The following is a 24,125-nucleotide window of genomic DNA, read 5'->3' as shown; positions in this document are numbered from 1 at the left end:
CCGACACCAGCACCGACCATGCGAGAGGGCCCCGGCCGAAGCCGGGGCCCTCTCGCATGCCCGCCGTCCTACAGCTTCTCGACCGGCGCGTACCGCAGCAGCAGCCGCTTCGGCTTCTCGTCGCCGAAGTCGATGGTCGCCTGCGCGTCGGATCCGGCGCCCGTGACCTGCATGACCGTGCCGAGGCCGAACTGGTCGTGCGTGACCCGGTCGCCGACCTGGAGGGCGATGACCGGCTTGTCGCTGGTCCGGCGGGTGGCGAAGCCCGAGGGGCCCGAGCGCGCGCGGGAGGAGGAGAGCGAGGAGGTGATCCCGGAGGTCGGCCCGGCGGGCTTGACCATGGGGCCGGTGCGCTTCCACTCCAGATACGTCGGCGGGATCTCATCGAGGAAGCGCGACGCCGGGTTGTACGAGGGCTGGCCCCAGGCGCTCCGCATCGAGGAACGCGTCAGATAGAGCCGCTCGCGGGCGCGCGTGATGCCCACGTACGCGAGGCGCCGCTCCTCCTCCAGCTCCTTGGCCTGGCCGAGCGCGCGCATGTGCGGGAAGACGCCGTCCTCCATGCCGGTCAGGAACACCACCGGGAATTCGAGGCCCTTGGCGGTGTGCAGGGTCATGAGCGTGATGACTCCCGACCCCTCCTCGTCCTCGTCGGGGATCTGGTCGGAGTCGGCGACGAGCGCGACCTTCTCCAGGAACTCGGCCAGCGTGCCGGTCCCCTCCTCGCCGCGCTCCTGCTCGAACTCCAGGGCCACGGCGGCCAGTTCCTGGAGGTTCTCGATACGGGTCTCGTCCTGCGGGTCGGTGGACGCCTGCAGCTCTGCGAGGTACCCGGTCCGCTCCAGTACGGCTTCGAGGACGACGGCCGGGCCCGCGCCGGAGTCGACGACCGTACGGAGCTCCTCCATGAGGGTGTTGAAGCGCTTGACCGCGTTGGCGGAGCGGGCCGCCATGCCGTACGCCTCGTCGACGCGCTTCAGGGCCTGCGGGAAGGTGATCTTCTCCCGGAGGGAGAGGGCGTCGATCATCGCCTCGGCGCGCTCGCCGATGCCGCGCTTGGGCACGTTCAGAATGCGGCGCAGCGGGACGTTGTCCTCGGGGTTGGCGAGGACGCGCAGGTAGGCGAGGACGTCGCGGACCTCCTTGCGCTCGTAGAAGCGCACGCCGCCGACGACCTTGTAGGGCAGGCCGACGCGGATGAAGATCTCTTCGAAGACACGGGACTGGGCGTTCGTCCGGTAGAAGACGGCGACGTCGCCGGCCTTCGCGTCGCCCGCGTCCGTGAGCCGGTCGATCTCGTCGGCGACGAACTGGGCCTCGTCGTGCTCGGTGTCGGCGACGTAGCCGGTGATCTGCGCGCCCGCGCCCGCGTTCGTCCACAGGTTCTTGGGGCGGCGGGACTCGTTGCGCTCGATGACGGCGTTGGCGGCGGAGAGGATCGTCTGCGTGGAGCGGTAGTTCTGCTCCAGGAGGATCGTCGTCGCGTTCGGGTAGTCCTCCTCGAACTGGAGGATGTTGCGGATCGTCGCGCCGCGGAAGGCGTAGATCGACTGGTCCGCGTCGCCGACGACGCACAGCTCGGCCGGGTCCAGGTCGTCGTAGCCCGTACCGACCAGTTCCCGTACGAGGGTGTACTGCGCGTGGTTGGTGTCCTGGTACTCGTCGACGAGGACGTGGCGGAAGCGGCGGCGGTAGTGCTCGGCGACGTCCGGGAACGCCTGGAGCAGGTGGACCGTCGTCATGATGATGTCGTCGAAGTCCAGTGCGTTGGCCTCGCGCAGCCGCGCCTGGTACATCCGGTACGCCTCGGCGAGCGTCTTCTCGAAGCCGTCGGCGGCCTGGTCGGCGAAGGTCTCCTCGTCGATCAGCTCGTTCTTGAGGTTGGAGACCTTGGCGTTGAAGGACTTCGGCGGGAACTTCTTCGGGTCGAGGTCCAGGTCGCGGCAGACCAGCGCCATCAGGCGCTTGGAGTCGGCGGCGTCGTAGATCGAGAACGAGGACGTGAAGCCGAGGCGCTTGCTCTCGCGACGCAGGATGCGGACGCACGCGCTGTGGAAGGTCATGACCCACATGGCGTTGGCGCGCGGGCCGACGAGCTGCTCGACGCGCTCCTTCATCTCGCCGGCGGCCTTGTTGGTGAAGGTGATCGCCAGTATCTGGCCGGGGTGGACGTGCCGTGTCCCCAGGAGGTGGGCGATGCGGTGGGTGAGCACCCGGGTCTTGCCGGAGCCGGCGCCCGCGACGATGAGCAGCGGGGAGCCGGTGTGGACGACGGCGGCGCGCTGCTGCTCGTTCAGCCCGTCCAGGAGCGCGGCGGCGTCCACGACGGGGCGGGCGGCTCCGTCGCGGTAGTAGGCGTCCCGGTTCGACGGCGCGTCGAAGCGGCCCTCGAAGAGGTCGTGCGGGACCTCCTCCGCGGCCTGGGCGCCGTGGGGGTGGTGCTCGTCGTCCTCGGGCGGGGGCGGGGGCTCCTCCGAGGAGTGGTTCTGGAGGCTCGCCAGGAAGCTGTCGTCAAAGAGGCTGCTCATCGCCTATCGAGTCTAGGCCGCCGCACTGACAGCCCGCTGCCACCTCCCGAAGTGACCCGAATCTTACGGAGGGTGACAGTCCGCTTCAGGTCACGAAAATGTATCGGGCATATCGAACATCGCCCTTCCCAGCCGCCCCACGGGTTGGCTAGCGTGCTCGCCCAGGCAGCCCGTTCCTCTCCGGCGGCGAAACGCGCCGAGCGGGCAGCTCACGCCGAACCCGGCCCTGCCTTCCGGCAGTCGACGCCGGTCGTCACCCTCGGCGGCCACGGAAGGAGATGCCGGTCTTGGCGTCCCATCGCAAGCCGCGCCCCACACGCCCGCATTCCCCCGCCGTCGGGGTCACGACGGCCGCCCTCGCCGGGGTCACCCTGCTGACCTCGCAGAGCGCCCAGGCCGTGCCCACCTCCCCGCCGAAGCCCACGGTGGAGGAGGTCCAGAAGAAGGTCGACGACCTCTACCGGCAGGCCGGCACGGCGACGCAGCAGTACAACAAGGCCAAGGAGTCCACCGACGAGCAGCGCCGCAAGGTCGACCGGCTGCTCGACGACGTGGCCAAGCGCACGGAGGAGATCAACGAGTCCCGGCGGGCGCTCGGCTCCTACGCGGCGGCACAGTACCGGGCGGGGGCCGTCGGCCCGACCGCCGCGCTGATCTTCGCCGACAGCCCGCAGTCGTACTTCGACCAGACCCACTTGATGGACCGGCTCTCCGAGCGCCAGCGCAGCGCGGTGGCGGACTACGAGGGCAAGCGCGTCGCCGCGGCGAAGCAGCGCGCGGAGGCGACGAAGAGCCTGGAGACGCTGACCGAGTCCCAGGCCACCCTGCGCACGACCAAGGAGACCGTCCAGCGGAAGCTGGGCGAGGCGCGGACGCTGCTGACCCGGCTGACGGCCGAGGAGAAGAAGCGGCTCGCGGAGCTGGAGGCCAAGCGGGAGGCCGAGGCGCGCCGCAAGGCGGAGGCGCGGGCCAAGGCGGAGGCCGAGGCCAGGGCCAAGGCGGCGGAGGCCGAGCGGCAGCGCCAGGAGGAGGCCCGTAAGACGCAGCCGACCGAGCCCGTCCAGCCCCCGGCGAACGGCGGCTCGACGTACGCGGCGAAGGCGGAGAAGGCCCTGGCGTTCGCCCGGGCCCAGATCGGCAAGCCGTACGTGTGGGGCGCGACGGGCCCCAGTTCGTACGACTGCTCGGGCCTGACGCAGGCCGCCTGGAAGGCCGCGGGCGTCGACCTGCCCCGTACCACCTGGGACCAGGTGGAGGTGGGGACCAGGATCGCGACGGACGATCTCCTCCCGGGCGACCTCGTCTTCTTCTACGACGACATCAGCCACGTCGGCCTGTACATCGGCGGCGGGAAGATGATCCACGCGCCGAAGCCGGGCGCGAACGTGCGCGAGGAGTCGATCTACTACATGCCGATCTACGGCAGCGTCCGCCCGGCATAGTCACGCGCGGGCCGGCCCTTCGTTCCGCCGGGGCCGGCCCGCGGCGTCGCCCGTGCCCGAGTAGCGGAACAGGTCGCCGTTCGGCTTGCGCGCGATCAGGTCCGACCGGCGGGTCCCGAATGCCGGGTGGCGATCAGGTCCAGAGGGTCGCGATGAAGATGTTCGCGACGGTCAGGCCACCGACGGCGGCGAAGAGCCCCTTGTCGACCCTCTCCTCGTCCCGCTTCACGTACACGAGCGCGAGGATGACGACGAGGACGGCCATCTTGATGCCGACCTTCACGTTGTTGACCGCCTGGTCGTCCGCCTGGTTGAGGCCGACCAGCGCGATGCCGGTGACCAGCATCGTGAGCGCGCCGTGCAGCATGGCGGGGCTGAAGCGGGCCGTACCCGCGCCCATCGCCTTCATCTGCGTGAGGAATCCACCGAGCAGCGCGGCGATTCCGATGATGTGCAGGGCGACGAAGACATTGATGAGTACGTCCATGGGGCGGAGCCTAACCGGGGCATAGCACCTACGTTCGTCCGGGTCCAGTTCCTCGGGCCGTTCGGTCAGGCGCGGGCCGGAATGCGGTGTCCTCCCGTCACGGCGGCCGGACGGGAACGGTCCCCAAGCATCAACTGACGCCAATAGCGATCAACTCCCCGCCCCCGGGTGAGGGGCAGGTTTAGCGTCCTCCCCCAGGTGGCCGGCTCCCCACCACCGTCGGTCCTTCCGGCGGCAGTCGGTCGCCCCCGCCGAGAAAATCCGGCGGTGGGCCGTCTCCCCTGTGCGGCCCATCGCCGGACCCGGTGGGCATCGACCCCCACAGGGAGAGGATGTGACCCGCCCTCGTGGCAGCGCACCGGAAGCCCAAGCACTCCCCCCTCGGTGGCCAGGCGGCACGGACCGCCGCCACGCTCGCCCTCGCCTCCGCGGCGACGGCGACCGTCTTCGAGGGCTCAGGGCACGCCGAGCCCCGGCTCACGCCCGCTCAGGTCAAGGCGAAGGTGGACCGGCTGTACCAGGAGGCCGAGGTGGCCACCGAGAAGTACAACGGCGCGAAGGAGAAGGCGGACGCGGCCCGGAACGCGCTCGACCGGCTGCGGGACGAGTCGGCCCGCAGGACCGAGCGGCTCAACACCGTGCGCAACGGGCTCGGTTCCATCGCCACCGCGCAGTACCGTTCCGGCGGCCTGGACCCCGCGGTGCAGCTCGCGCTCACCTCCGACCCCGCGCAGTACCTGGCGCGCGCCGCGATCGCCGAGAAGGCCGGGGAGCGGCAGGCGGCGGCGATCACCTCGGTACGCCGTGAGCTCACCGGCCTCAGGCAGCTGCGGTCCGAGGCGGACGAGCGCCTGTCCCAACTGCGCGGGCACGAGACGGATCTGCGGACGCAGAAGGCGGCCGTGCAGACCAAGCTCGCGGAGGCGCGCACGCTGCTGGCCCGGCTGACGGCGGAGGAACGGTCCCGCTACGAGGCGGCGGTGGCCGGCTCGGGCCGGAGCGACACCGGTTCCGCGAACCGGGCCGACCGGGATGCGGGCAGCCCTCGCGGACCGATCGCGGCACCGAACGCCCGCGCCGCGGAGGCGATCTCCTTCGCCCGGAACCAGCTCGGCAAGCCGTACGTGTGGGGCGCCACGGGCCCGTCGGCGTACGACTGCTCGGGCCTGACGCAGGCCGCCTGGCGCGCGGCCGGGGTGGCGCTGCCCCGGACGACGTACACCCAGATCAACGCCGGCAAGCGCGTCTCCCGCTCCGAACTCGCCCCGGGCGACCTGGTGTTCTTCTACTCCGGGATCAGCCATGTCGGCCTGTACATCGGCGGCGGCCAGATGATCCACGCGCCCCGCCCGGGCGCGCCGGTACGGGTCGCCCCGATCGACGAGATGCCTTTCGCGGGGGCGACGCGGGTGGGATGACCCGCCGAGGCCGAAACGGCTTGACCATTGGATAGTGGCGCTATCTACTTATATAGGTAGCGCCACTATCCATACGTGGAGGACAAACCATGCCCACCCTCCCCTGGACCGTTCCGAACCAAGCCCGCCCCGGCACCGAGGCCTACGTCATGGCCTCACGCTTCGAGGTGCGCTCCCTGGCGGACGTCCCCCGGTTCTTCCTGAAGTCCCTCGCCGCCTGGCGCCAGGTGAAGTCGGCCCCCGGCGCCCTGGGCGCCTCCCTGATCGCCCAGCCCCTGAAACGGATCTTCTACACCCTCTCGGCCTGGGAGAACCGCGACGCCCTCTACACCTACGCCCGCACCGAACCCCACCGCTCGATCACAACCGCCCTACGCCCCACGATGCGCGCCTCCACCTTCACCTTCTGGCAAACCCCGGCGGACCAGCTGCCCATCACCTGGAACGAGGCCAGACAACGCCTCACGGCCCAGGCGGCGGAGGCGGCGTCGGACAACCCCGGCGGACCGGAGCACCAGGGCTGAACGCCTGTCAGACCAGGCGGCGGGCGGTTGCCCAGCGGGTGAGTTCGTGGCGGTTGGAGAGTTGGAGCTTGCGGAGGACCGCCGAGACGTGGGACTCGACCGTCTTCACCGAGATGTAGAGCTGCTTGGCGATCTCCTTGTACGCATAGCCACGGGCGATCAGCCGCAGGACCTCGCGCTCGCGCTGGGTCAGGCGGTCCAGGTCCTCGTCCACCGGTGGGGCGTCGGTGGAGGCGAAGGCGTCGAGGACGAAGCCGGCCAGGCGGGGGGAGAACACCGCGTCGCCCTCCTGGACCCGGAAGATCGAGTCGACCAGGTCGGTGCCCGTGATCGTCTTCGTCACGTAGCCGCGGGCGCCGCCGCGGATCACCCCGATCACGTCCTCCGCGGCGTCCGATACCGACAGGGCCAGGAACCGCACCGGGTCCTCGCTCGCCGTCATGAGGTTCGTGCAGCGGCGCAGCACCTCGACCCCGCCGCCGCCCGGCAGGTGGACGTCGAGGAGGACGACCTCGGGGCGGGTCGCGGTGATCACCGTGACCGCCTGGTCGACATCGGCGGCCTCGCCGACCACCTCGACGCCGGTAACGTCGGTCCGGCCGATCTCCGCCTGCACGCCCGTACGGAACATCCGGTGGTCGTCGACGAGCACGACCCGCACCCGACGCTCCGCGCTCGGCTCCGCCGTCGTCCCGGTCCCGGTCTCGTCGCTCATCCGTCCGCCCTCTCCATCTCAAGCTCCACTTCGGTGCCCCCGCCCGGCACGGACCGCAGCCGGGCCGAACCGCCGTTGCGCTGCATCCGGCCGATGATCGATTCTCGTACGCCCATCCGGTCCTCGGGCACCGCGTCGAGGTCGAAGCCCGGTCCCCGGTCCCGCACGGAGACGAAGACCGTACGGCCCTCCACCTCCGCGTAGACCTGAACGGCCCCGCCCTCGCCACCGTACTTGGCGGCGTTGACCATCGCCTCGCGCGCGGCCTGCATCTGCGCGGTCAGTTTCTCGTCGAGCGGGCAGTCGCCCACGACCACCACCTCCAGGGGGACGCCGTGCTGGTCCTCCACCTCGGCGGCGGCCCGCTTGACCGCCTCCGCGAGGGTCTCGGGCTCCTCGCCCTCGTCCTTGCCCGTGCCCTCCGGCTTGTACAGCCAGTTCCGCAGCTCCCGCTCCTGCGCGCGGGCCAGCCGGCGCACCTCGCCGGGCTCGTCCGCGTTGCGCTGGATCAGCGTGAGCGTGTGCAGGACGGAGTCGTGGACATGGGCCGCGACCTCGGCGCGCTCCTGCGCGCGGATGCGCATGGTCCGCTCCTCGGAGAGGTCCTGCGACATCCGGACCAGCCACGGTCCGGCGAGCAGGGCTATGCCCGTGAGGACGGCTATCGCGGCGGTCAGCGCCGTGCCCAGCTGGGCCGCCGAGCCCCGGACCACCATGAAGACGGTCAGGCCCATGCCGACGAGGGCGACGCCCGCGAAGCCGCGGGCGAGCTGGAGGGTGCGCCGGCGGCGGCCGGCCTCGGTCCAGCTGGCCCGGCGGGCGTTGTCCGCCTGCCGCCAGACGAGGACCACGCCGACGCCGATGAGGAGGGTGGGCCAGACATAGCGGTCGGTCCGGTTGCCCCAGTCGATGTTGCCCGCGAAGACCGCGGCGCCGACGGCCAGTGCGATCAGCGCGAAGATCTGGCCCCGGTCGGGCTTGCGCAGCCGGCGGCGGCCGTCCGGGGTGGTCTCGAAGACCGGGCGGGGCGCGCTGCGGCCGCCGACGCCGAGCGGGACGACGATCCAGAACACCGCGTAGAGCAGGGCGCCGAGGCCGTCCGCGAGGAGGAGGCCCACGAACAGCACGCGGACCCAGACCACGGGCAGTCCCAGATGGCCCGCGAGGCCGCGCGCGACACCGCCGAGCCACCGTCCGTCGGCGCTCCGGTAGAGCTTGCGCACGGGCGGTTCGTCGGTCTCCGGAACGCGGGCGGCTGCTGGCATGCACCGATCGTCACACGTCCGGCCCGGGCGGCACATCAGGGTCGGTCCCTGAGATCGCCCCTAGGAAGCGCCCCCTAGGAGGCTCTCGGGGTGGACCGGCGCCGGAATATCAGGGTCGGGCCAGGGTCGATCCCGGTGCCGCGGCGGGACGGCGGCGGTCACCATGGACGCATGACGAGTTCCACGCCTTCCTCGCACGAGGCCCCGCCCCCGGCGGAGGACCCACCGTTCGCGTCCTTGCGCCGCTCGCGGCAGCACCGGGTCGTGGCCGGTGTGTGCGGTGGTCTCGGCCGGCACTTCGACCTCGATCCGGTGATCTTCCGTATCGCGATCGGCGTGCTGTCCGTGACCGGCGGCCTCGGGCTGATCTTCTACGGCTTCGCGTGGCTGCTGATCCCCGTCGCGGGCGAGGAGGAGAACGAGGGCCGCAGACTGCTCTCCGGCCGCGTCGACGGAGCCGCGCTCGCGGCGGTGCTGATGGCCCTGGTGGGCTGCGGTGTCTTCCTGTCGATGCTGCGCAACGGCGGGACGCTCGCGTTCGCGGTGATGCTGTCGATAGCGGTGTGCGGCGCGGCGGTCTGGTCCCAGCGGCGTGCGCAGGTCTCCGCCGGCGACACCGAGGGACGGAAGGACGCGGCGACGGCGGCCACCGTCGCGGACGCCCCGCCGGAGGCGAAGGCTCCGCCGCTGGTGGAGTTCCCGTCCTGGTGGAAGGACCCCATAGTCAAGGACGGCTCGACCGGCAGGATCGCCGTCGGCTATCTCTGGGGTCCGCACGGCGCGGACGCGGAGGGCCGGCTCCCGAGCGGCGAGGTCCCGGTGCCCGGCAGCCAGTGGGGCTCGGACGGTTCGGCGGCCGCGCGGCGGCCGCAGGCCTCCACGGTCCGGCGCGGACCGCGCTCCATCGGCGGGCCGGTCTTCCTCCTCGCGCTGCTCGCGGGCGGGCTCGGGACGGGCCTGTCGTGGGAGACCCAGCCGTTCGGGACGAGCCTGCAGATCGGCCTGGTCGCCGCGCTCGCGGTGTTCGGCCTGGGTCTGGTGATCAGCAGCTTCCTCGGCCGGACCGGGTTCGGGACGATCTTCCTGACCGTGGTCACCGCGGGCCTGCTCGCGGCGGCGGCGGCGCTGCCCAAGGACATCTCCACGGAGTGGGTCCGGACGACCTGGAAGCCGGCCTCGGTCGCCGCCGTCCAGCCCCGGTACGAACTGGGCACGGGCGTCGGCACGCTCGACCTGTCCCAGCTCGCCGTCCCCGCGGGCACCACGGTCGACGCCGAGGCGGAGGTCGGCGCGGGCAAGCTGGAGGTGATCGTGCCGAAGAACGTGACGGTGAAGCTGCGGGCGCAGGTGGGCCTGGGCGATGTGCAGCTGCCGCAGCAGCGCGCCGAGGACATCGACATCGCACCCGACATCGACGAGAGCCGGACGCTGGCCCCGCCGGCGGGCACCACGCCCGGTGGGACGGTGGAGCTCTCGCTGAAGACAGGTCTCGGACAGGTGGAGGTCACCCGTGCTGCTTCATGAGTTCCGACCGGGCCGGCTGGTCGCCGGCGGGACGGCCCTCGCCCTCGCCGTGATGTACGCGGGCGACGCCACGAACGCCTGGGCGACCCCCTGGTACGGAGTGATCCCGGTGCTCTGCGGAGGCCTGGGCGTGGCCGCCCTGGTGACCTGGGTCGCCTACCGGGTGCGCCGTCGCGCGGCGAGGACGGCGTCGAGCGAGAAGGACGAGGCGCCGGCCAGCACGAGCGGGAGCCAGGCCATGAGATAGGCGAGGTCGTTGCCGTAGTAGTACGGGTTGACCTGCCAGCTCACGGTCAGCCAGAGGCTCAGGGAGATCAGCGCACCGCCGAGCGCGGCGACGCGGGCGAACAGGCCCACCAGGGTGCCGATACCGACGGCCAGCTCGCCGAAGGCGATGGCGTAGCCGAAGCCGACGGGGCTCTTGAGCGCCAGGTCGACCAGGGCCGGGATGGCCGAGGTGTCCCGGACGCCGCGCATCATCTCGCCGATCGACCCGCTCCCGGTGTCGGCCATGAAGGCGGAGTCGGTGAGCTTGTCGAGCCCGGCGTAGATGAAGGTGACGCCGAGGAAGACGCGCAGCGGCAGCAGCGCGTACCGCGATCCGGCCTCCTTCCAGGCGGCGAACCGCCCGCCCGTCCCCGCCGTTCTCGCCCACGTCGGTCCCGCGCTGTGCTGTGACATCGTCGGCCTGCCTCTCCACGCCACTGTCCGCAGAACCGATTGTCCCCGGAGCCCCGCTGTGTGGATACGTGGAGAACGCCGCGCGTGTTCAGTCGACGACGTCGATGACGACCCGATTGGTCTCCACGCCCGAGGCCGTCACCACCCACACCTCGACCCGCCCCGGCTCCACGTCGACCGGGAGCGGGACGGTGAGGGACGAGTCCGTGGGGTTGGCGAAGCCGCCCGGGACCGGGACCAGCGGAACGTGGGCGTGGACGGCGCCGACGCGCACGACCAGTCGGGTCAACGCGTCCGGGCCGGAGGCCCCCGGCGGGACGAATCCGGCGCCCCGGATCTCGATGTCGTCGCCCGTGCGGATCGGGGCGTCCAGGTCGCCGGCCTCGCGGGAGCGGACGACGGAGAGGACGACGGGCCGGCCGCCCTGGACGCAGAGGGCGGCGACGTAGCCGGCCGCCGCCACGGCGACGAGGAGCACGAGGGCCCAGGGCACCTCGGGCAGCCGGCCGGGATCGCGCCCGAGCCGCACGGCGGCGAGGACCAGGACGGCGCCGGAGGCCAGGACGTAGGCGACATCCCCAAGAGCGGCGCGGCCGTCGTCGTCGCACAGCAGGTCGGCGGCGCGGGGCCGGTCGGCCCGCACCTTCTGCAGCCGCTGCCCGACCACCCGGCCCCACACGATCCGCCGGGCCGCGACGGCGACGGCCGCCGTCAACGCGAAGACGGTGAGCAGCCCGGCGCCGTGCCGCACCCCCAGGCCGACCCGCTCGACGTCGCCGGTGGCCAGCCGCAGGGCCAGGAAGAGCACGGTGTAGACGGCGAGGAGCAGCCAGCCGGCGGCGACCGCGCGGGAGGTGGAGAGCCGGTTGTCCTCCCCGATCAGCGGGGCGAGGACCCCGCCGCGCGCCCGGTGCGCGTGGGCGGCGAAGGTGAGCGGGACGGCGAGGGCGAGCGCGGCGACCAGGCCAGCCGTGCGCGGCCCGGTCCAGCCCGCACCGCTCGCGGTGAGCGCCTGGGCGAGCAGCAGGGCGACGACCCCGCCCCAGACGACGCCCAGCGTCCCGGACCTGACCCGCCGCAGCCAGGCCTCGCCCGCACCGCGCCCGCCCGCCGCGACCGCGCGCGCCGACTGGGCGAGCGCGTCGGAGACCCACTGCCGCGAGGCACCCGGCGAGTGCGCGACGGCGGCGGGCACGCCCTCGCCGACGGCGAGTTCGTCCCGCCGGGCGAGGAAGGCGGCGACCGCACGCCGGTGACCCGCGCGCCCGCTCTCCGCGCACCCCGCGTGGTCATGGCACTGTCTCGCCTCTTGCACCGCCACGGCGCTCACTTCCCGATCCGTCCGACCGTCCGTCGACCCTTCGTCAACTGACCCTTGAGTATGGGGAATTGTGCCGTACCGAAACGCCTCCCACGCGCTCCGAGCGCCCCGCGCGGGGGTGATTGAACCGTCATCACATTGACGTAAAGACAGCTGAGGACACCGTGTTACGACAGCAGTTCGGGCTCCGTGCGGCTGATCCTGCGCCAGAGCGGCTGGTAGTTGATCCAGGCCGCGAGATCGGCGCCGAGCTGCTCCCGGGTGGCGACCGCGTCCTTGTGCCCGATCGGCACCGGCTTGCCCGCCGCCCGCGCGGTCAGCTGCACCTGGGCGCACCGTTCCATGGCGATGAACCACCAGGCCGCCGCGTCGACCGAGGTCCCGACGGTCAGGAGCCCGTGGTTGCGCAGCACGATCCCCTTGTACGGGCCGAGGGCGACGGCGATGCGCCGCGCCTCCTCGCGGTCGACGGTGACACCGGTGTACGCGTCGTAGAGCGCGTGGTCCTGGTAGAAGGCGCAGGCCTCCTGCGTGATGGGCTCGATCAGCTCGCCGAGCGCGGCAAGCGCCCGCCCGTGGACGGAGTGGCTGTGCGCGACGGCGACGACGTCCGGCCGCGCCCGGTGCACCTCGGCGTGGACGGCGAAGGCCGCCTGGTTGACGTGTTCGCCGCCCCGCACCACCTGCCCGTCCCCGTTGACCAGGACGAGGTCGCTCGCGGTCAGCTCGGCGAAGGGCGCGCCGAAGGGGTTCACCCAGAAGCAGTCGGCGTACTGGGGGTCCCGGGCGGTCACATGACCGGAGACGCCCTCCTCGTACCCGAACCGGGCGAAGAGCCGCAGCGCGCCCGCGAGTCTCCGCTTGCGGTACGTCCGCTCCTCCTCGACGGTCCCGTGGACGGGAGGCATCGCGACATGCAGCCGATCGACAGGTACGGGCGCGGGGGCGGGTACGGAGGCCGGTGTCTCGCTCATGCGCGGGAAGGTAACGCCGGGCCCCGCAACTGACCAGACAGATCACACGACCGACAACGACCTACACGACGAAACCGCCGCCCCCGGATGGTGGGGGCGGCGGTTTCACACGCGTACGGGAGCGACTACTCCCACTCGATGGTGCCCGGCGGCTTGCTCGTCACGTCGAGCACCACGCGGTTCACATCGGCGACCTCGTTCGTGATCCGCGTCGAGATCTTCGCGAGCACGTCGTACGGCATCCGCGTCCAGTCCGCCGTCATCGCGTCCTCGGACGAGACCGGGCGAAGGACGATCGGGTGGCCGTACGTCCGGCCGTCGCCCTGCACGCCCACGGAGCGCACATCGGCGAGCAGGACCACCGGGCACTGCCAGATCTCGCGGTCGAGACCGGCCGCCGTCAGCTCCTCGCGGGCGATGGCGTCGGCCTCGCGCAGCAGGTCCAGACGGTCCTTGGTGACCTCGCCGACGATCCGGATACCGAGGCCGGGGCCGGGGAACGGCTGCCGCTGGACGATCTCCTCCGGCAGTCCGAGCTCCTGGCCGACCATGCGGACCTCGTCCTTGAACAGCTGGCGCAGCGGCTCAACGAGCTCGAACTCCAGGTCCTCGGGGAGGCCGCCCACGTTGTGGTGGGACTTGATGTTGGCGGTGCCGGTGCCGCCGCCGGACTCGACGATGTCCGGGTAGAGCGTGCCCTGGACGAGGAAGGCGACGTCCTCGCCGTGGCCCGCCGACTCGGCGACGATCTCGGCCTGCGCCTGCTCGAAGACGCGGATGAACTCGCGACCGATGATCTTCCGCTTCTCCTCGGGGTCCGAGACCCCGGCGAGCGCGGTGAGGAACCGCTCCTGCGCGTCGACGACCTTCAGCTGGACGCCGGTCGCGGCGACGAAGTCCTTCTCGACCTGCTCGGTCTCGCCCTTGCGCATCAGACCGTGGTCGACGTAGACGCAGGTCAGCTGCGAACCGATGGCCTTCTGCACGAGCGCGGCGGCCACGGCGGAGTCGACGCCGCCGGAGAGACCGCAGATGGCGCGCTTGGTGCCGACCTGCTCGCGGATGGCCGCGACCTGCTCCTCGATCACGTTGCCCGTGGTCCACGACGGCTCGATGCCGGCGCCGCGGTAGAGGAAGTGCTCCAGGATCTGCTGGCCGTGCGTGGAGTGCAGCACCTCGGGGTGGTACTGGACGCCGTACAGCTTCTGCGCGTCGTTCTCGAAGGCGGCGACCGGCACGACGTCCGTGGACGCGGTGACGGTGAAGCCCTCGGGGGCGGCGGAGCAGGCGTCGCCGTGCGACATCCACACGGACTGCTCGGTCGGGGTGCCCTCGAAGAGGGTCGAACCGGCCTTGGAGACGTGCAGCGGCGTACGGCCGTACTCACGGGCACCCGTGTTGTCGACGGTGCCGCCGAGGGTGGTCGCCATCAGCTGGAAGCCGTAGCACATGCCGAAGACGGGGACGCCGGCCTCGAAGAGCGCGCGGTCGAGGCGCGGGGCGTTCTCCGCGTAGACGGAGGACGGGCCGCCGGAGAGGATGATCGCCTTGGGCTTCTTGGCCAGCATCTCGGCCACCGGCATGGTGGACGGGACGATCTCGCTGTAGACCCGCGCCTCACGGACGCGACGGGCGATGAGCTGGGCGTACTGAGCGCCGAAGTCGACAACGAGGACTACGTCCGGGTTGGTGACGTCGGGCGCGGCAGCGGGAGTCGCTGATGACACTACGGCGGCCTTCCGGCGGTAGGGAGGGGGTCCGAGGGGTCCCCCGAACGGGGGGCTATTTGTCGATTCTACCGGCGCGGCGGTGCCACTTTTCGTCTCACCATCCGAACCCGGGTTGTCCCCGGTCCCGCACGAGGGGACATACTGTCCGCATGCGCAAGCTCTCGACCTTCGTCTTTACCTATGGCACCGGCCCGTCCGGCTGCCATGGTCGTGCTGCTTGAGCAACTGACAAGCGACTTCCCAGGCGCCCCGGGCCGACAAGGCCCGGGGCGTTCTGTCGTTTCCGGGCCGAGTCGCTCCGGGGCATCCGACACCACCCCGAGGAGCCCCACCATGACCGCCACCACCACCGAGAAGACCGAGAAGACCGGCGCCCGCACCGACGAGGCGGCCGCGCTCATCGGCGACGCGCGCGAGCGCATCGACGCGCTCGACGACCGGATCATCGGCCTGATCCAGGAACGGATGGCCGTCTCGGCCGTGATCCAGGAGGCCCGCATCGGCTCGGGCGGCCGCCGGGTGAACCTCGCGCGCGAGATGGAGGTGCTCGGCCACTACAGGGACGCGCTGGGCAAGCCGGGCACGGCGCTCGCGATGACGATGCTGGAGCTGTGCCGCGGCCGCATCTGAGCGCCCCCGCAAGCGGGCGTCTGTACGGACCTGAGTTCGGGCCCGCTCTCACCCGTACGGCGCGTGACCGGCTCCCGCACCCCTTCGTTGGTCCCGTTGTCCGTGCCACCCAGGGGCGGGCCCGAAAAAACCACGCGTGGCTTCGCTGGGGCGTGTGACGTACCGCAAGTACGTCGTGGGACCTCGCCCCAGCGCGTGTGACCGGACGGCAGGGGACAGCAGCCCGGTCACCCAAAAGGGCGGTCGGCCCCGGGGACGCCCGGGGCCGACCGCAACCGGTCCAGACGAACACACCCCCACACCACCCGTCCCCTCCTCCCCACACACCCCGCACGGCGCACCCCCGGCGCCGCGCTCCCTCGGCACCGCCGCTGCCCTGACACCGGTGCCGACCTCCAAGGGCCCCGCCGCGCGACCGGAATCGCGCCGCGGGGCCCTTGCGCGCAGCCAGAGCCGCCCAGGCGCCCGCATGACCGCACACACCTCCGCATGGCCATGTGACAGGCGTCACATGACATTTCCTGTTCCGGCCTACAACCAATCTCCCTGGCCACAGGTCATGCATGCAGCACCACCCAGAAGCTGGAGAGGCGCTGCACTCGGAGGGGGGTGCAGCGCCTCTTCCGTTTTCACCGCCTGCGGCTACGCCTTCTTCGGCGGCACCGCCGGAATCCCCAGGAACGGCAGCTTCAGCGCGCCGAACGCGTCCGCCGGGACCACCGGGGCCTTCGGGGCGACGGCCCCGACACGGACGTACGTCTCCCCCTGGCCCGGGCGCGGGTCCGCCTCGCCCTTGTTGGGCCAGAAGGACATCGCCCGCTCCGCCTGCGCCGTGATCGTCAGCGACGGGTTGACGCCGAGGTTGGCGGAGACCGCCGCACCGTCGACGACCGAGATGCCCGGGTGGCCGAAGAGCCGGTGGTACGGGTCGATGACACCGGACTCCGCGTCCGCGCCGATCGGGCAGCCGCCCAGGAAGTGCGCGGTGAGCGGGGTGCCCATCAGCTCGCCGATGTTGGAGCCGGCGAAGCCGTTGATCTCCTCGGCGAGCAGGGACGCGGCCCGGGTCGCCTCGGGGATCTGGTTCGGGTTCGGCGCCCCGTGCCCCTGCCGGGCCGTGAGCAGGCCCTTTCCGAGGCCGCCCGGCTTGCGGTAGGTCGTCAGGGAGTTGTCCAGGGACTGCATGACGAGCCCGATGATGGTCCGCTCCGACCAGCGGCGGTTGGAGAGGGACCGGGCGGCGAGGGTGGGGTGCTTGACCAGTTCCAGGAGCCAGTTCCGTACCCGATGGGCCCCGTAGGGCACCTGGAGGATCGTCATGCCGCCCATGGCGTTGGAGCCCTTGCCGTAGCGGACCGGCTCGATGTGGGTGTTCTCGTCCGGGTGGATGGACGAGGTGATCGCGACCCCGCGTGTGAAGTCGGCCTTCTCCACGCCGTGCTTCCTGCGGTAGCGCCGGTCGGTGGTCTGGGAGCCGACCAGGGCCTCCGAGTTGGTACGGGTCAGCTCGCCGAGCCGGGCCGAGATCCGGGGCAGAAGCCCGGTGTCCTTCATCCGGTGCAGCAGGGTCTGCGTGCCGTACGTACCGGCCGCGACGACGACCCGCGGGGCCCTGAAGGTACGCCCCTTGCCCTTCTTACGGTTGTCGGTCGGCAGCGTCTTGACGGCGTACCCGCCCCGCGAGTCCTCGGTCAGGGCGACGACGGAGGTCATGGGGTGGACGACGGCGCCGGCCTTCTCGGCGAGGTGGAGGTAGTTCTCGTTGAGGGTGTTCTTGGCGCCGTGCCGGCAGCCCGTCATGCACTCGCCGCACTCGGTGCAGGCCTTGCGCGAGGGCCCCGCGCCGCCGAAGTACGGGTCGGCGACCTCCTTGCCCGGCGCGGCCTTCGACGTACCCTCGGCATCCTCGCCGTCGCCGAAGAAGACCCCGACCGGCGCCATGTGGAAGGTGTCGCCGATGCCCATGGCCTGCGCGGTCGCCTTCAGGTGGACGTCCGAGGGGGTCATGGTCGGGTTGAGCCGGACGCCCAGCATCCGCTTGGCCTGGTCGTAGTACGGGGCCAGCTCCTCCTGCCAGTCCGTGATGTCCCGCCACTGCGGGTCCTCGAAGAACGGCGTGGGCGGTACGTAGAGGGTGTTGGCGTAGTTCAGCGAGCCGCCGCCCACGCCCGCGCCGGCCAGGACCATGACGTTGCCCAGCAGGTGGATGCGCTGGATGCCGTAGAGGCCGAGGGCCGGGGCCCAGAGGAAGTTCTTCAGGTCCCAGGAGTTCTTGGGCAGCTCCGCCCGGGTGAAGCGGCGGCCCGCCTCCAGGACGCCGACCCGGTAGCCCTTCTCTGTCAGGCGCAGGGCCGTGACCGAGCCGCCGAAGCCGGAGCCGACGACGATGACGTCGTAGTCGTACGCGTCGTCCTCTTCCTGCTCCCGATTTTGGGAAGGGGGTACCGCGGTCATGGCTCTCCTCGTACGAAAAGGTGCGGAATCGGGCGGTGTGCGTCGGCGCAGGTGGGCGTCAGCGCAGGCGCAGGGCCTTCATCGCCTTCAGGGACAGGCTCATGAAGGCGGCGTACTTCTCGTCGTCCATCCCGAAGGACGGCGCGAGCGGCAGCAGCCGCTGCTGGGCCACGGTCTGGGCCTCGGTGAACTTGAGGATGCCCTCCGAGCCGTGGCGGCGGCCGAGCCCGGAGTCCTTCATGCCGCCCATCGGCGCCTGGACGCTGCCGTACGCCGGCGCGTACCCCTCGTTGATGTTGACGGTGCCGGTGCGCAGCCGGGCGGCGACGGCGTGGCCGCGCCGGGAGTCCTTCGTCCAGACGGAGGAGTTGAGGCCGTACGGGGTGCCGTTGGCCAGCTCGACGACGTCGTCCTCGTCCTTGAAGCGGTAGATGGAGACGACCGGGCCGAAGGTCTCCTCGGTGCAGACGGCCATCGGGGCCTCGACGCCGTCGAGGATGGTCGGCTCGTAGAAGAGCGGGCCGATGTCGGGGCGGGCGACACCGCCCGCGACGAGCTTGGCGCCCTTGGCGACGGCCTCCTCGACGTGCTTGGTGACCGTCTCCAACTGCCGCTCGCCGACGAGGGAGCCCATGTCGGCGCCGTAGGAGAGCGAGTTGCCGAGCCGCATCGCCTTCGTACGGGCGGCGAAGCGGGCGACGAAGTCGTCGGCGATCGACTCGTGGACGTACAGCCGCTCGATGGAGATGCAGAGCTGGCCCGCGGAGGAGAAGCAGGCGCGGACGGCGCCGGCGGCGGCCTTCTCGATGTCGGCGTCCTTGAGGACGAGCATGGCGTTCTTGCCGCCGAGTTCGAGGGTCACGCCGACGAGCCGGGCGGCGGCGCCCTGGGCGACCTGGCGGCCGGTACGGGTGGAGCCGGTGAAGGAGACGTAGTCGGCGTGCTTGACGACCTCGGGGCCGACGACCGGGCCCTCGCCGATGACGACCTGGAAGACCTCGGCGGGAAGGCCGGCCTCGATGAGCAGGTCACGGGCCCAGAGCGCGGTGAGCGCGGTCTCGGTGTCGGGCTTCATGACGACCGCGTTGCCGGCGACGAAGGCGGGCAGCGCGTCGCCGACGGACAGCTCCAGGGGGTAGTTCCAGGGCGCGATCTGGCCGACGACACCGCGCGGCTGGCGCAGCTCGGTGACCTTGGTGAGGGTCGGCACGACGCCGGTGTGGTGCTTGGGGCGCAGGTAGGAGGCGGCCTTGCGGCCGTAGTGGCGGGCGGCGACCGCGACCGACTGGATCTCCTCGTGGGCGTGCAGCCGGGCCTTGCCGGTCTCCAGCTGGATGAGGTCGAGGACCTCGGCCTGGCGCTCGAGGATCAGGTCGTGGAAGCGGAGCAGCACGGCGGCGCGGGCCTTGACGGGGGTCGCGGCCCAGGCTCCCTGGGCGGCGCGGGCGCGGGCGAAGGCCTCGGCGACGTCCTCGGGGGTGGACTCGGGCAGGTCGGCCAGCTTCTCCCCGGTGAAGGGGGTGTGGTTCGCGGTGCGGCCGGAACCGGCGACGCCGCGGGTGAGCTGGGCGACCACCTCCGGCGTGACCACGTCGGCGGCGGTGCGGGCACCGGCCGGCGAGGGCGCGAGGGGGTTCGTGCCGGCGGCGGTGGCCGGGGTGGTGAGTGCCTGCGAGTCCGTCATGAGGGCGAGGGTAGGCCGCGGAACGCCCTTTGGGTACCCGTCGGTAATGCGTTTTCACCGGGTGCGCACAATCGCGCCAGCGATCGCTGGCATATAAGCCCTGATCAGGGGCTTACGGTCGGCCGGGAGCGCGATTTCCGCGCGCTCCGTATCCCTCAGTCCGTCTTCTCGCCCGGGGCCCGCCAGTGCCGCAGGACGACGTCGAACTGCTCCCGGGTCGTCTCCCAGCTCGATTCCGGCGAGGCCATGAAGATGGCGTACTCGGTGCCGTCGTCCCCGAAGTACAGCTGGTCGATGGCGTGCCTCGGGCCCGGGAAGTTCTGCTTCTCGAGCCAGGTGAACTCCCACCGGGCGGAACGGACCTGGTCGCGGTACGTGTTCTGGTTCAGCCAGACGCGCTGGTACTGGGACCGCTTCTTCAGCGTCTTCTCCAGGTCGAGCACGTGCACGTACGGGTTCTCGAAGTCGGGCGTGGGGTCGATGCTGATCCGGATCCGGTGGCGGCCGTTGTCCGGCGTGTAGTCGACGTTGTCGCCGTCCTCCCGCCGCTTCCAGCCGTCGGGCACCACCAGGCTGAAGCCCTTGCGGTCCTCGACGCGGCGCCAGCCGGCCGGCACGGTGTCCTGCTTTTTCGTCGGCGTCACGGAGGGCTGCGTGCTCTGGCCGCCGCCCTGTGCGCCCTTGCCGCCGCCCGAGTGGTTCATGGCGGCGAAGACGGCTCCACCGGCGACCAGTCCCGTGAGGACGGCCGCCAGGACCGCCGTACGCCACCGGCCGCGGCTCTTGGGCTCGGGACCGGGACGGCGGCCGGGACCGGCGAGCTGGGGCACGGTGGCGGGCCCGGGGGTGGCCGTGGACGCCGGGTCGTCCTGGGTGGCCGGGAGCGGGGTGGTGGCGGAGGTCAGCTCGTCGCGCCCGACCGTCTGCGTCGGTACGTACGCCTGGGCCGCCTCCGGGGTACGGCCCTCCATGGCGTCGAGCAGCATCCGCTCGGCCTCGTCGGCGCCCGGCCGCTCCGCCGGGTCCTTGCGGAGCAGGGCGACGATGACGGAGGCCAGCGCGCCCGCCTTCGCCGGGTGCGGCGGCTCCTCGGTCACGACGGCCTGCATGGTGCTGATCGGCGAGGTCCGCCGGAACGGCGAGGTGCCCTCCACCGCCGTGTACAGCGTCGCGCCGAGGGACCAGAGGTCCGAGGCCGGGCCGGGATCGCCGCCCCGTACCCGCTCCGGCGCCAGATAGTCGATGGAGCCGACGAGTTCACCGGTCCGGGTGATCGTCGAGTCGCCCTCGATCGCCGCGATGCCGAAGTCGGTGAGCAGGACCCGCCCGTCGCGGGCGAGGAGCACGTTGCCGGGCTTGACGTCCCGGTGCAGCACTCCGGCGGCGTGCGCGGCGCGCAGGGCCCCGAGGACGTGCAGCCCGATCCGCGCCGCTTCGCGCGCCTCGATCGTGCCGGCCTCCTTCGCCGCGTCCGCGAGCGAGGGCCCGTCGACGTACTGCATGACGATCCACGGCCGGTCGTCGTGCTCAAGGACGTCGTGGACGGTGACCACGCCCGGGTGGGTGATCCGCGCGGCGGCGCGGGCCTCCTTCTGCGTACGGGCGTGCAGCACGAGGCGGTCGGCCTCGGCGACGAACCGACCCGCCGTCAACTCCTTGACCGCCACGACTCGGTGCAGGACCTCGTCGTGCGCCCGCCAGACCTTGCCCATGCCGCCGCGACCGATGGTCTCGCCCAGCCTGTACCGTCCGGCCAGCAGCAGCCCCGCGCCCGTGTCCGTGCCCTGAGAATGTTCCACAGTCCCCCGCCCGTTCCTTCGGAAGACAGGTTACGGAGGGGGAGACGGGGGACGGAACCTCGGGGCTCGCAAAGGAACCGCACTGTGACCGGCGGGGAGCGGTTCGGCGGCCCGACGGCGGTCCCACGGGGGCCCGGTGGGGAGCGGTTCAGCGGGTCGCGCGGTAGACCTTCACCGCCTGGTCGTAGATCTCGGAGACCTTGTCGCGCTCGCTCTCCGGGCCGATGACCTGCACGACGTGGTAGCGGCCGCCCTCGATCAGGGCGAGATTGCGGACGAAGACCTCACGCCCCGTGGTGTCCTGCCAGGTGAACTGGCCCACCGCCATGACCTGCTGCCCCACCTCGATCCGGCGCAGACCCGACGCACTCGACCAGGAGGAGTCCCGCCACGGCTGGAGCTCGCGCTCCTTGGTGCGCTGGTACGCCATCGGGTCCGAGCCGTTGGCCTGCACGGTGTCCCGGCCGGGGACGACGACGAGGACGAAATCGCCCCCTGTGTACCGGATTTGTCCGGCGTCGTTGATCGGGCTGCGCCGCCAGCCCTCGGCCACACCGACCTCGAAGCCCTCCGGGTCCTTGCGGAGGGTGTACCCGGCGGCGAGTCCGGCGGCGCCGGGGTTGGCGGTGGTGGCCGGCGGAGTCGTCTTCGCGGTGCTCGGCTTGGCGCTGGGCGCGGAACCGGGCTTGGAACCGGTCGGGCCGGGGGTCGGTGCCGAGGTCGGTCCGCCCGTCGGCGTGACGGACCGCCCGGCGGGCCCCTGCCCGTCCGCGCCGTCCTCGCCGTCCTTGGGCAGGAACAGCACGGCGTACGCCATCACACCGACGAGCAGCAGCAGGATCGCCAGGAGCAGCGTCAGGCCGAGGGAGCGCGGGGAACGGGCACCCGCGCCCGCGCCGCGCGGGGCCCGGGGCGCGCGCGGGGCGCGTGGGGCACGCTGCGGAAGCTCCTCGTGGAAGTGCTCCTGCGGGAACTCCTGCCGGAAGTCCTGGCGGGACTCCTGCCGGAACTCCCGTCGCCGGCCTTCGCGCTGCTCCTCCCTCGGCTCCTCGCGGGTGGCGACGCCCTGCCGGCCGCCGCCCTTCCGGTGGCGGTGACGGCCGCCCGCCGCTCCCCCTCGGCGTCTGCGGACCAGCTCGCCACGGCGCCGTACGATCGGCAGCTTCGTCTCGTCGACGGACGGCAGCGGTATGACGCCGACGCCCGCGTCGGGCTCCGGGGCGGAGCGGACGAGGGAGCGGAGCCAGCCACTCAGCTCCTCGAAGTCGGGGCGCTCGGTGGGGTCCTGGCGGAGCAGCGACTCGACGACGGGCCGCAGCGGGCCGCACTCCTCGGCGTAGGCCGGGGGCTCGGCGCAGACCAGCTGGACGAGCTCGGCGGCGTTGTCCTCGGGGTACGGGGCGTGGCCCTGGACGGAACGGTAGAGCAGCGCGCCGAGCGCCCAGAGGTCGGTGGAGGGGCCGATGGGCGGGGCCAGACGCCAGTTCTCGTGGACCGGTCCCGCCTGCTCGGGCGCCCACCGCTCGGTGACCGCGCCGACGACGGCGATCCGTGCCTGGCGGGCCCGTTCGGCGGCGAGCCGGGTGGCGGGGCCCCGGTAGACGGCCAGGGGCGCGTCGCCCTGCCCGGCCGCCGCTCCGTCCCAGCCGCCGGAGGCCGGTGCGGGTACGGGGACGGGCTCGGGGTCCGGGAGCTGCGCGGGGGTGTAGCCGGCCGGGAGGGCGGGCAGCGCGGGGCTGCCGCCCGCGGGGATGGAACCGGAGCCGTCGCGCGAGGCGTGCGGGCCGTCGCTCCAGGTCCCGGCAAGCATCGCGCGCGTGGGGCCGCCGCCCTCGTCTCCGTACCCCTTGCGGTACGGCGCCGGGTACTCGTCTTCGTCGACGTCGTCTTCGTCCTCGTCGTCCCCGGTCTGGGACCACCAGTGCGGCTCGGGCCCGAGGCCCTGGGCGGGCACGGGGGCGGGCGCCGGTGGCATCGGAGGGTAGGGCGACGGAGGTTCGGCTTCGGGGGCGGGCTCGGGGGTCGGGCGCTGCACCGGGACGACCCCGGTCTCGCCGATGTGCGCGGCGGCGCGGGCACCCGCCCGGTACGCCGCGATGGCGCCCGCACGGGCGGCCCGTACGTCGGCGGCGGGCGGGGCGGCACCCGCGGGAAGCTCGGGCCGCGCGACGGGCGCAGCCGCACCCGCCTCCGCCTCCGCTGCGTAGGCGGCATCGGCGCCCTGCGCTTCCCGTTCCGACGGCTCCTCCCCGGCGACGGGCCACTCCGCGCCCTCCGCCTCGCCCTCGTCCTCGTCGGCGAACGGCACCGGTGCGTAGCCGCACAGGGCCTCCTCCGCCGCGCCCGCCGCGAGGCCGGTCAGGACCACGCGTCCGTCGTCGCAGACGAGGACGGTCCTGGGCGTGATGTTCCGGTGGGTCCAGCCGTGGGCGTGCAGTGCGCGCAGGGCGGTGAGGACGTCGGAGCCGATCTCGGCCGCGCGGTACGGGGTCAGCGGCTCCTCGGCGAGGAGCGCGGCGAGCGGCCTGGCCGCGACCAGTTCACTCACTATCCACAGCGAACCGGCCTCCGCGAACACGTCGAAGACCTGGTCCAGCCTGGGGTGGTCGGGGATCTGCGCGGCGGCCTGGGCCGCCTCGACCGCGCGGCGCACCGCGGGGTCGGTGGGCCGCCGGGTCGCCCGGCCGGAACTCGCCCGGTGCGGGGCGTGTCCCCGGCCGTCCTCGTCGACCATTTCGGCGTCGATCACCTCGGGCAACGGCACCTGGTGGACCAGGACTTCCTGGCCGCTGTAGGTGTCGAAGGCGCGGGTCTCGACGAGTTCGTACGCGTCCTCGGGCGGTACGGGCAGGCGATAGCGGTCGGCGAGCACCCTTCCCGCGTAGTCGTCCACGACGCCTCCCCACCGAGCGCGCTGTCCCCCGGGTCGCACGGATCCCGCTCAGCTCA

The 24,125-nt window shown here is 72.3% G+C and carries 17 protein-coding genes; 5 read left to right on the top strand and 12 right to left on the bottom strand.

Going from position 1 to position 24,125, the window contains the following annotated elements; genetic code table 11:
- Positions 1-68 precede the first annotated feature (68 nt).
- Positions 69-2,528 (bottom strand): DNA helicase PcrA, encoded by a 2,460-nt coding sequence (gene pcrA, locus AB0F56_RS26060; RefSeq protein ID WP_362013764.1) that lies wholly within the window; start codon positions 2,526-2,528, stop codon positions 69-71.
- Between the two features lie 278 nt (positions 2,529-2,806).
- On the opposite strand from pcrA, the gene AB0F56_RS26055 reads away from it, so the two are divergent.
- Positions 2,807-3,970 (top strand): NlpC/P60 family protein, encoded by a 1,164-nt coding sequence (locus AB0F56_RS26055; protein ID WP_362013762.1) that lies wholly within the window; start codon positions 2,807-2,809, stop codon positions 3,968-3,970.
- A gap of 133 nt (positions 3,971-4,103) precedes the next feature.
- Here the strand turns inward: AB0F56_RS26055 and AB0F56_RS26050 are convergent, their stop codons facing one another.
- On the bottom strand, positions 4,104-4,457 hold the full coding sequence (locus AB0F56_RS26050; RefSeq protein ID WP_362013760.1) for a hypothetical protein: 354 nt from the start codon (positions 4,455-4,457) through the stop codon (positions 4,104-4,106).
- A 347-nt stretch (positions 4,458-4,804) separates the two neighbouring features.
- Here AB0F56_RS26050 and AB0F56_RS26045 point away from each other — a divergent pair, with 347 nt between their 5' ends.
- Positions 4,805-5,875 carry an NlpC/P60 family protein gene (locus AB0F56_RS26045; RefSeq protein ID WP_362013758.1) on the top strand — a complete coding sequence of 357 codons (1,071 nt, stop codon included), beginning with the start codon at positions 4,805-4,807 and terminating at the stop codon, positions 5,873-5,875.
- A gap of 89 nt (positions 5,876-5,964) precedes the next feature.
- The gene (locus AB0F56_RS26040; RefSeq protein ID WP_362013756.1) at positions 5,965-6,399 is read left to right on the top strand and encodes a DUF3291 domain-containing protein; all 435 of its coding nucleotides are present in this window, start codon (positions 5,965-5,967) and stop codon (positions 6,397-6,399) included.
- Between the two features lie 7 nt (positions 6,400-6,406).
- Here AB0F56_RS26040 and AB0F56_RS26035 read toward each other — a convergent pair whose 3' ends face one another.
- Both AB0F56_RS26035 and AB0F56_RS26030 read right to left on the bottom strand, forming a co-directional pair.
- Entirely contained in the window at positions 6,407-7,114 is a 708-nt protein-coding gene (locus AB0F56_RS26035) for a response regulator transcription factor (protein WP_362013754.1), read from the bottom strand.
- Positions 7,111-8,379 carry a PspC domain-containing protein gene (locus AB0F56_RS26030; RefSeq protein ID WP_362013752.1) on the bottom strand — a complete coding sequence of 423 codons (1,269 nt, stop codon included), beginning with the start codon at positions 8,377-8,379 and terminating at the stop codon, positions 7,111-7,113. Before AB0F56_RS26030 ends, AB0F56_RS26035 begins: the two co-directional genes overlap by 4 nt.
- A 171-nt stretch (positions 8,380-8,550) precedes the next feature.
- Here AB0F56_RS26030 and AB0F56_RS26025 point away from each other — a divergent pair, with 171 nt between their 5' ends.
- A complete protein-coding gene (locus AB0F56_RS26025; protein ID WP_362013750.1) occupies positions 8,551-9,903 on the top strand; it encodes a PspC domain-containing protein in 1,353 nt (450 codons plus the stop codon).
- A gap of 156 nt (positions 9,904-10,059) precedes the next feature.
- Here AB0F56_RS26025 and AB0F56_RS26020 read toward each other — a convergent pair whose 3' ends face one another.
- The 4 genes from AB0F56_RS26020 to guaA form a co-directional block, all read right to left on the bottom strand.
- On the bottom strand, positions 10,060-10,584 hold the full coding sequence (locus AB0F56_RS26020; RefSeq protein ID WP_362013748.1) for a DoxX family protein: 525 nt from the start codon (positions 10,582-10,584) through the stop codon (positions 10,060-10,062).
- An 88-nt stretch (positions 10,585-10,672) separates the two neighbouring features.
- Positions 10,673-11,905, bottom strand: coding sequence for a hypothetical protein (locus AB0F56_RS26015; protein ID WP_362013746.1), 1,233 nt, complete (start codon positions 11,903-11,905; stop codon positions 10,673-10,675).
- A 167-nt stretch (positions 11,906-12,072) separates the two neighbouring features.
- A complete protein-coding gene (locus tag AB0F56_RS26010) occupies positions 12,073-12,879 on the bottom strand; it encodes a class II aldolase/adducin family protein (protein ID WP_362013744.1) in 807 nt (268 codons plus the stop codon).
- 125 nt (positions 12,880-13,004) lie between these two features.
- Positions 13,005-14,606, bottom strand: a complete 1,602-nt coding sequence (gene guaA, locus AB0F56_RS26005; protein WP_362013742.1) for a glutamine-hydrolyzing GMP synthase — start codon at positions 14,604-14,606, stop codon at positions 13,005-13,007.
- Positions 14,607-14,942: 336 nt separating this feature from the next.
- Between guaA and AB0F56_RS26000 the strand changes: the two genes are divergently transcribed.
- On the top strand, positions 14,943-15,239 hold the full coding sequence (locus tag AB0F56_RS26000; RefSeq protein WP_362013740.1) for a chorismate mutase: 297 nt from the start codon (positions 14,943-14,945) through the stop codon (positions 15,237-15,239).
- A gap of 642 nt (positions 15,240-15,881) precedes the next feature.
- Here the strand turns inward: AB0F56_RS26000 and AB0F56_RS25995 are convergent.
- The 4 genes from AB0F56_RS25995 to AB0F56_RS25980 form a co-directional block, all read right to left on the bottom strand.
- Complete coding sequence (locus AB0F56_RS25995; RefSeq protein WP_362013738.1) at positions 15,882-17,693, bottom strand: GMC family oxidoreductase; 1,812 nt, start codon at positions 17,691-17,693, stop codon at positions 15,882-15,884.
- Positions 17,694-17,751: 58 nt separating this feature from the next.
- The gene (locus AB0F56_RS25990; RefSeq protein ID WP_362013736.1) at positions 17,752-19,377 is read right to left on the bottom strand and encodes a succinic semialdehyde dehydrogenase; all 1,626 of its coding nucleotides are present in this window, start codon (positions 19,375-19,377) and stop codon (positions 17,752-17,754) included.
- 155 nt (positions 19,378-19,532) lie between these two features.
- Positions 19,533-21,176: a serine/threonine-protein kinase gene (locus AB0F56_RS25985; RefSeq protein WP_362013734.1), complete on the bottom strand. Its 1,644-nt coding sequence runs from the start codon at positions 21,174-21,176 to the stop codon at positions 19,533-19,535.
- Positions 21,177-21,324: 148 nt separating this feature from the next.
- Complete coding sequence (locus AB0F56_RS25980; protein ID WP_362013732.1) at positions 21,325-24,069, bottom strand: protein kinase; 2,745 nt, start codon at positions 24,067-24,069, stop codon at positions 21,325-21,327.
- Between the last annotated feature and the right edge of the window lie 56 nt (positions 24,070-24,125).

This window comes from Streptomyces sp. NPDC026092 (assembly GCF_040638605.1).
In the GTDB taxonomy this organism is placed as follows: domain Bacteria; phylum Actinomycetota; class Actinomycetes; order Streptomycetales; family Streptomycetaceae; genus Streptomyces.
Note: the sequence above shows the minus strand (reverse complement) of the source record. Positions and strands in the feature narration are given on the sequence as shown.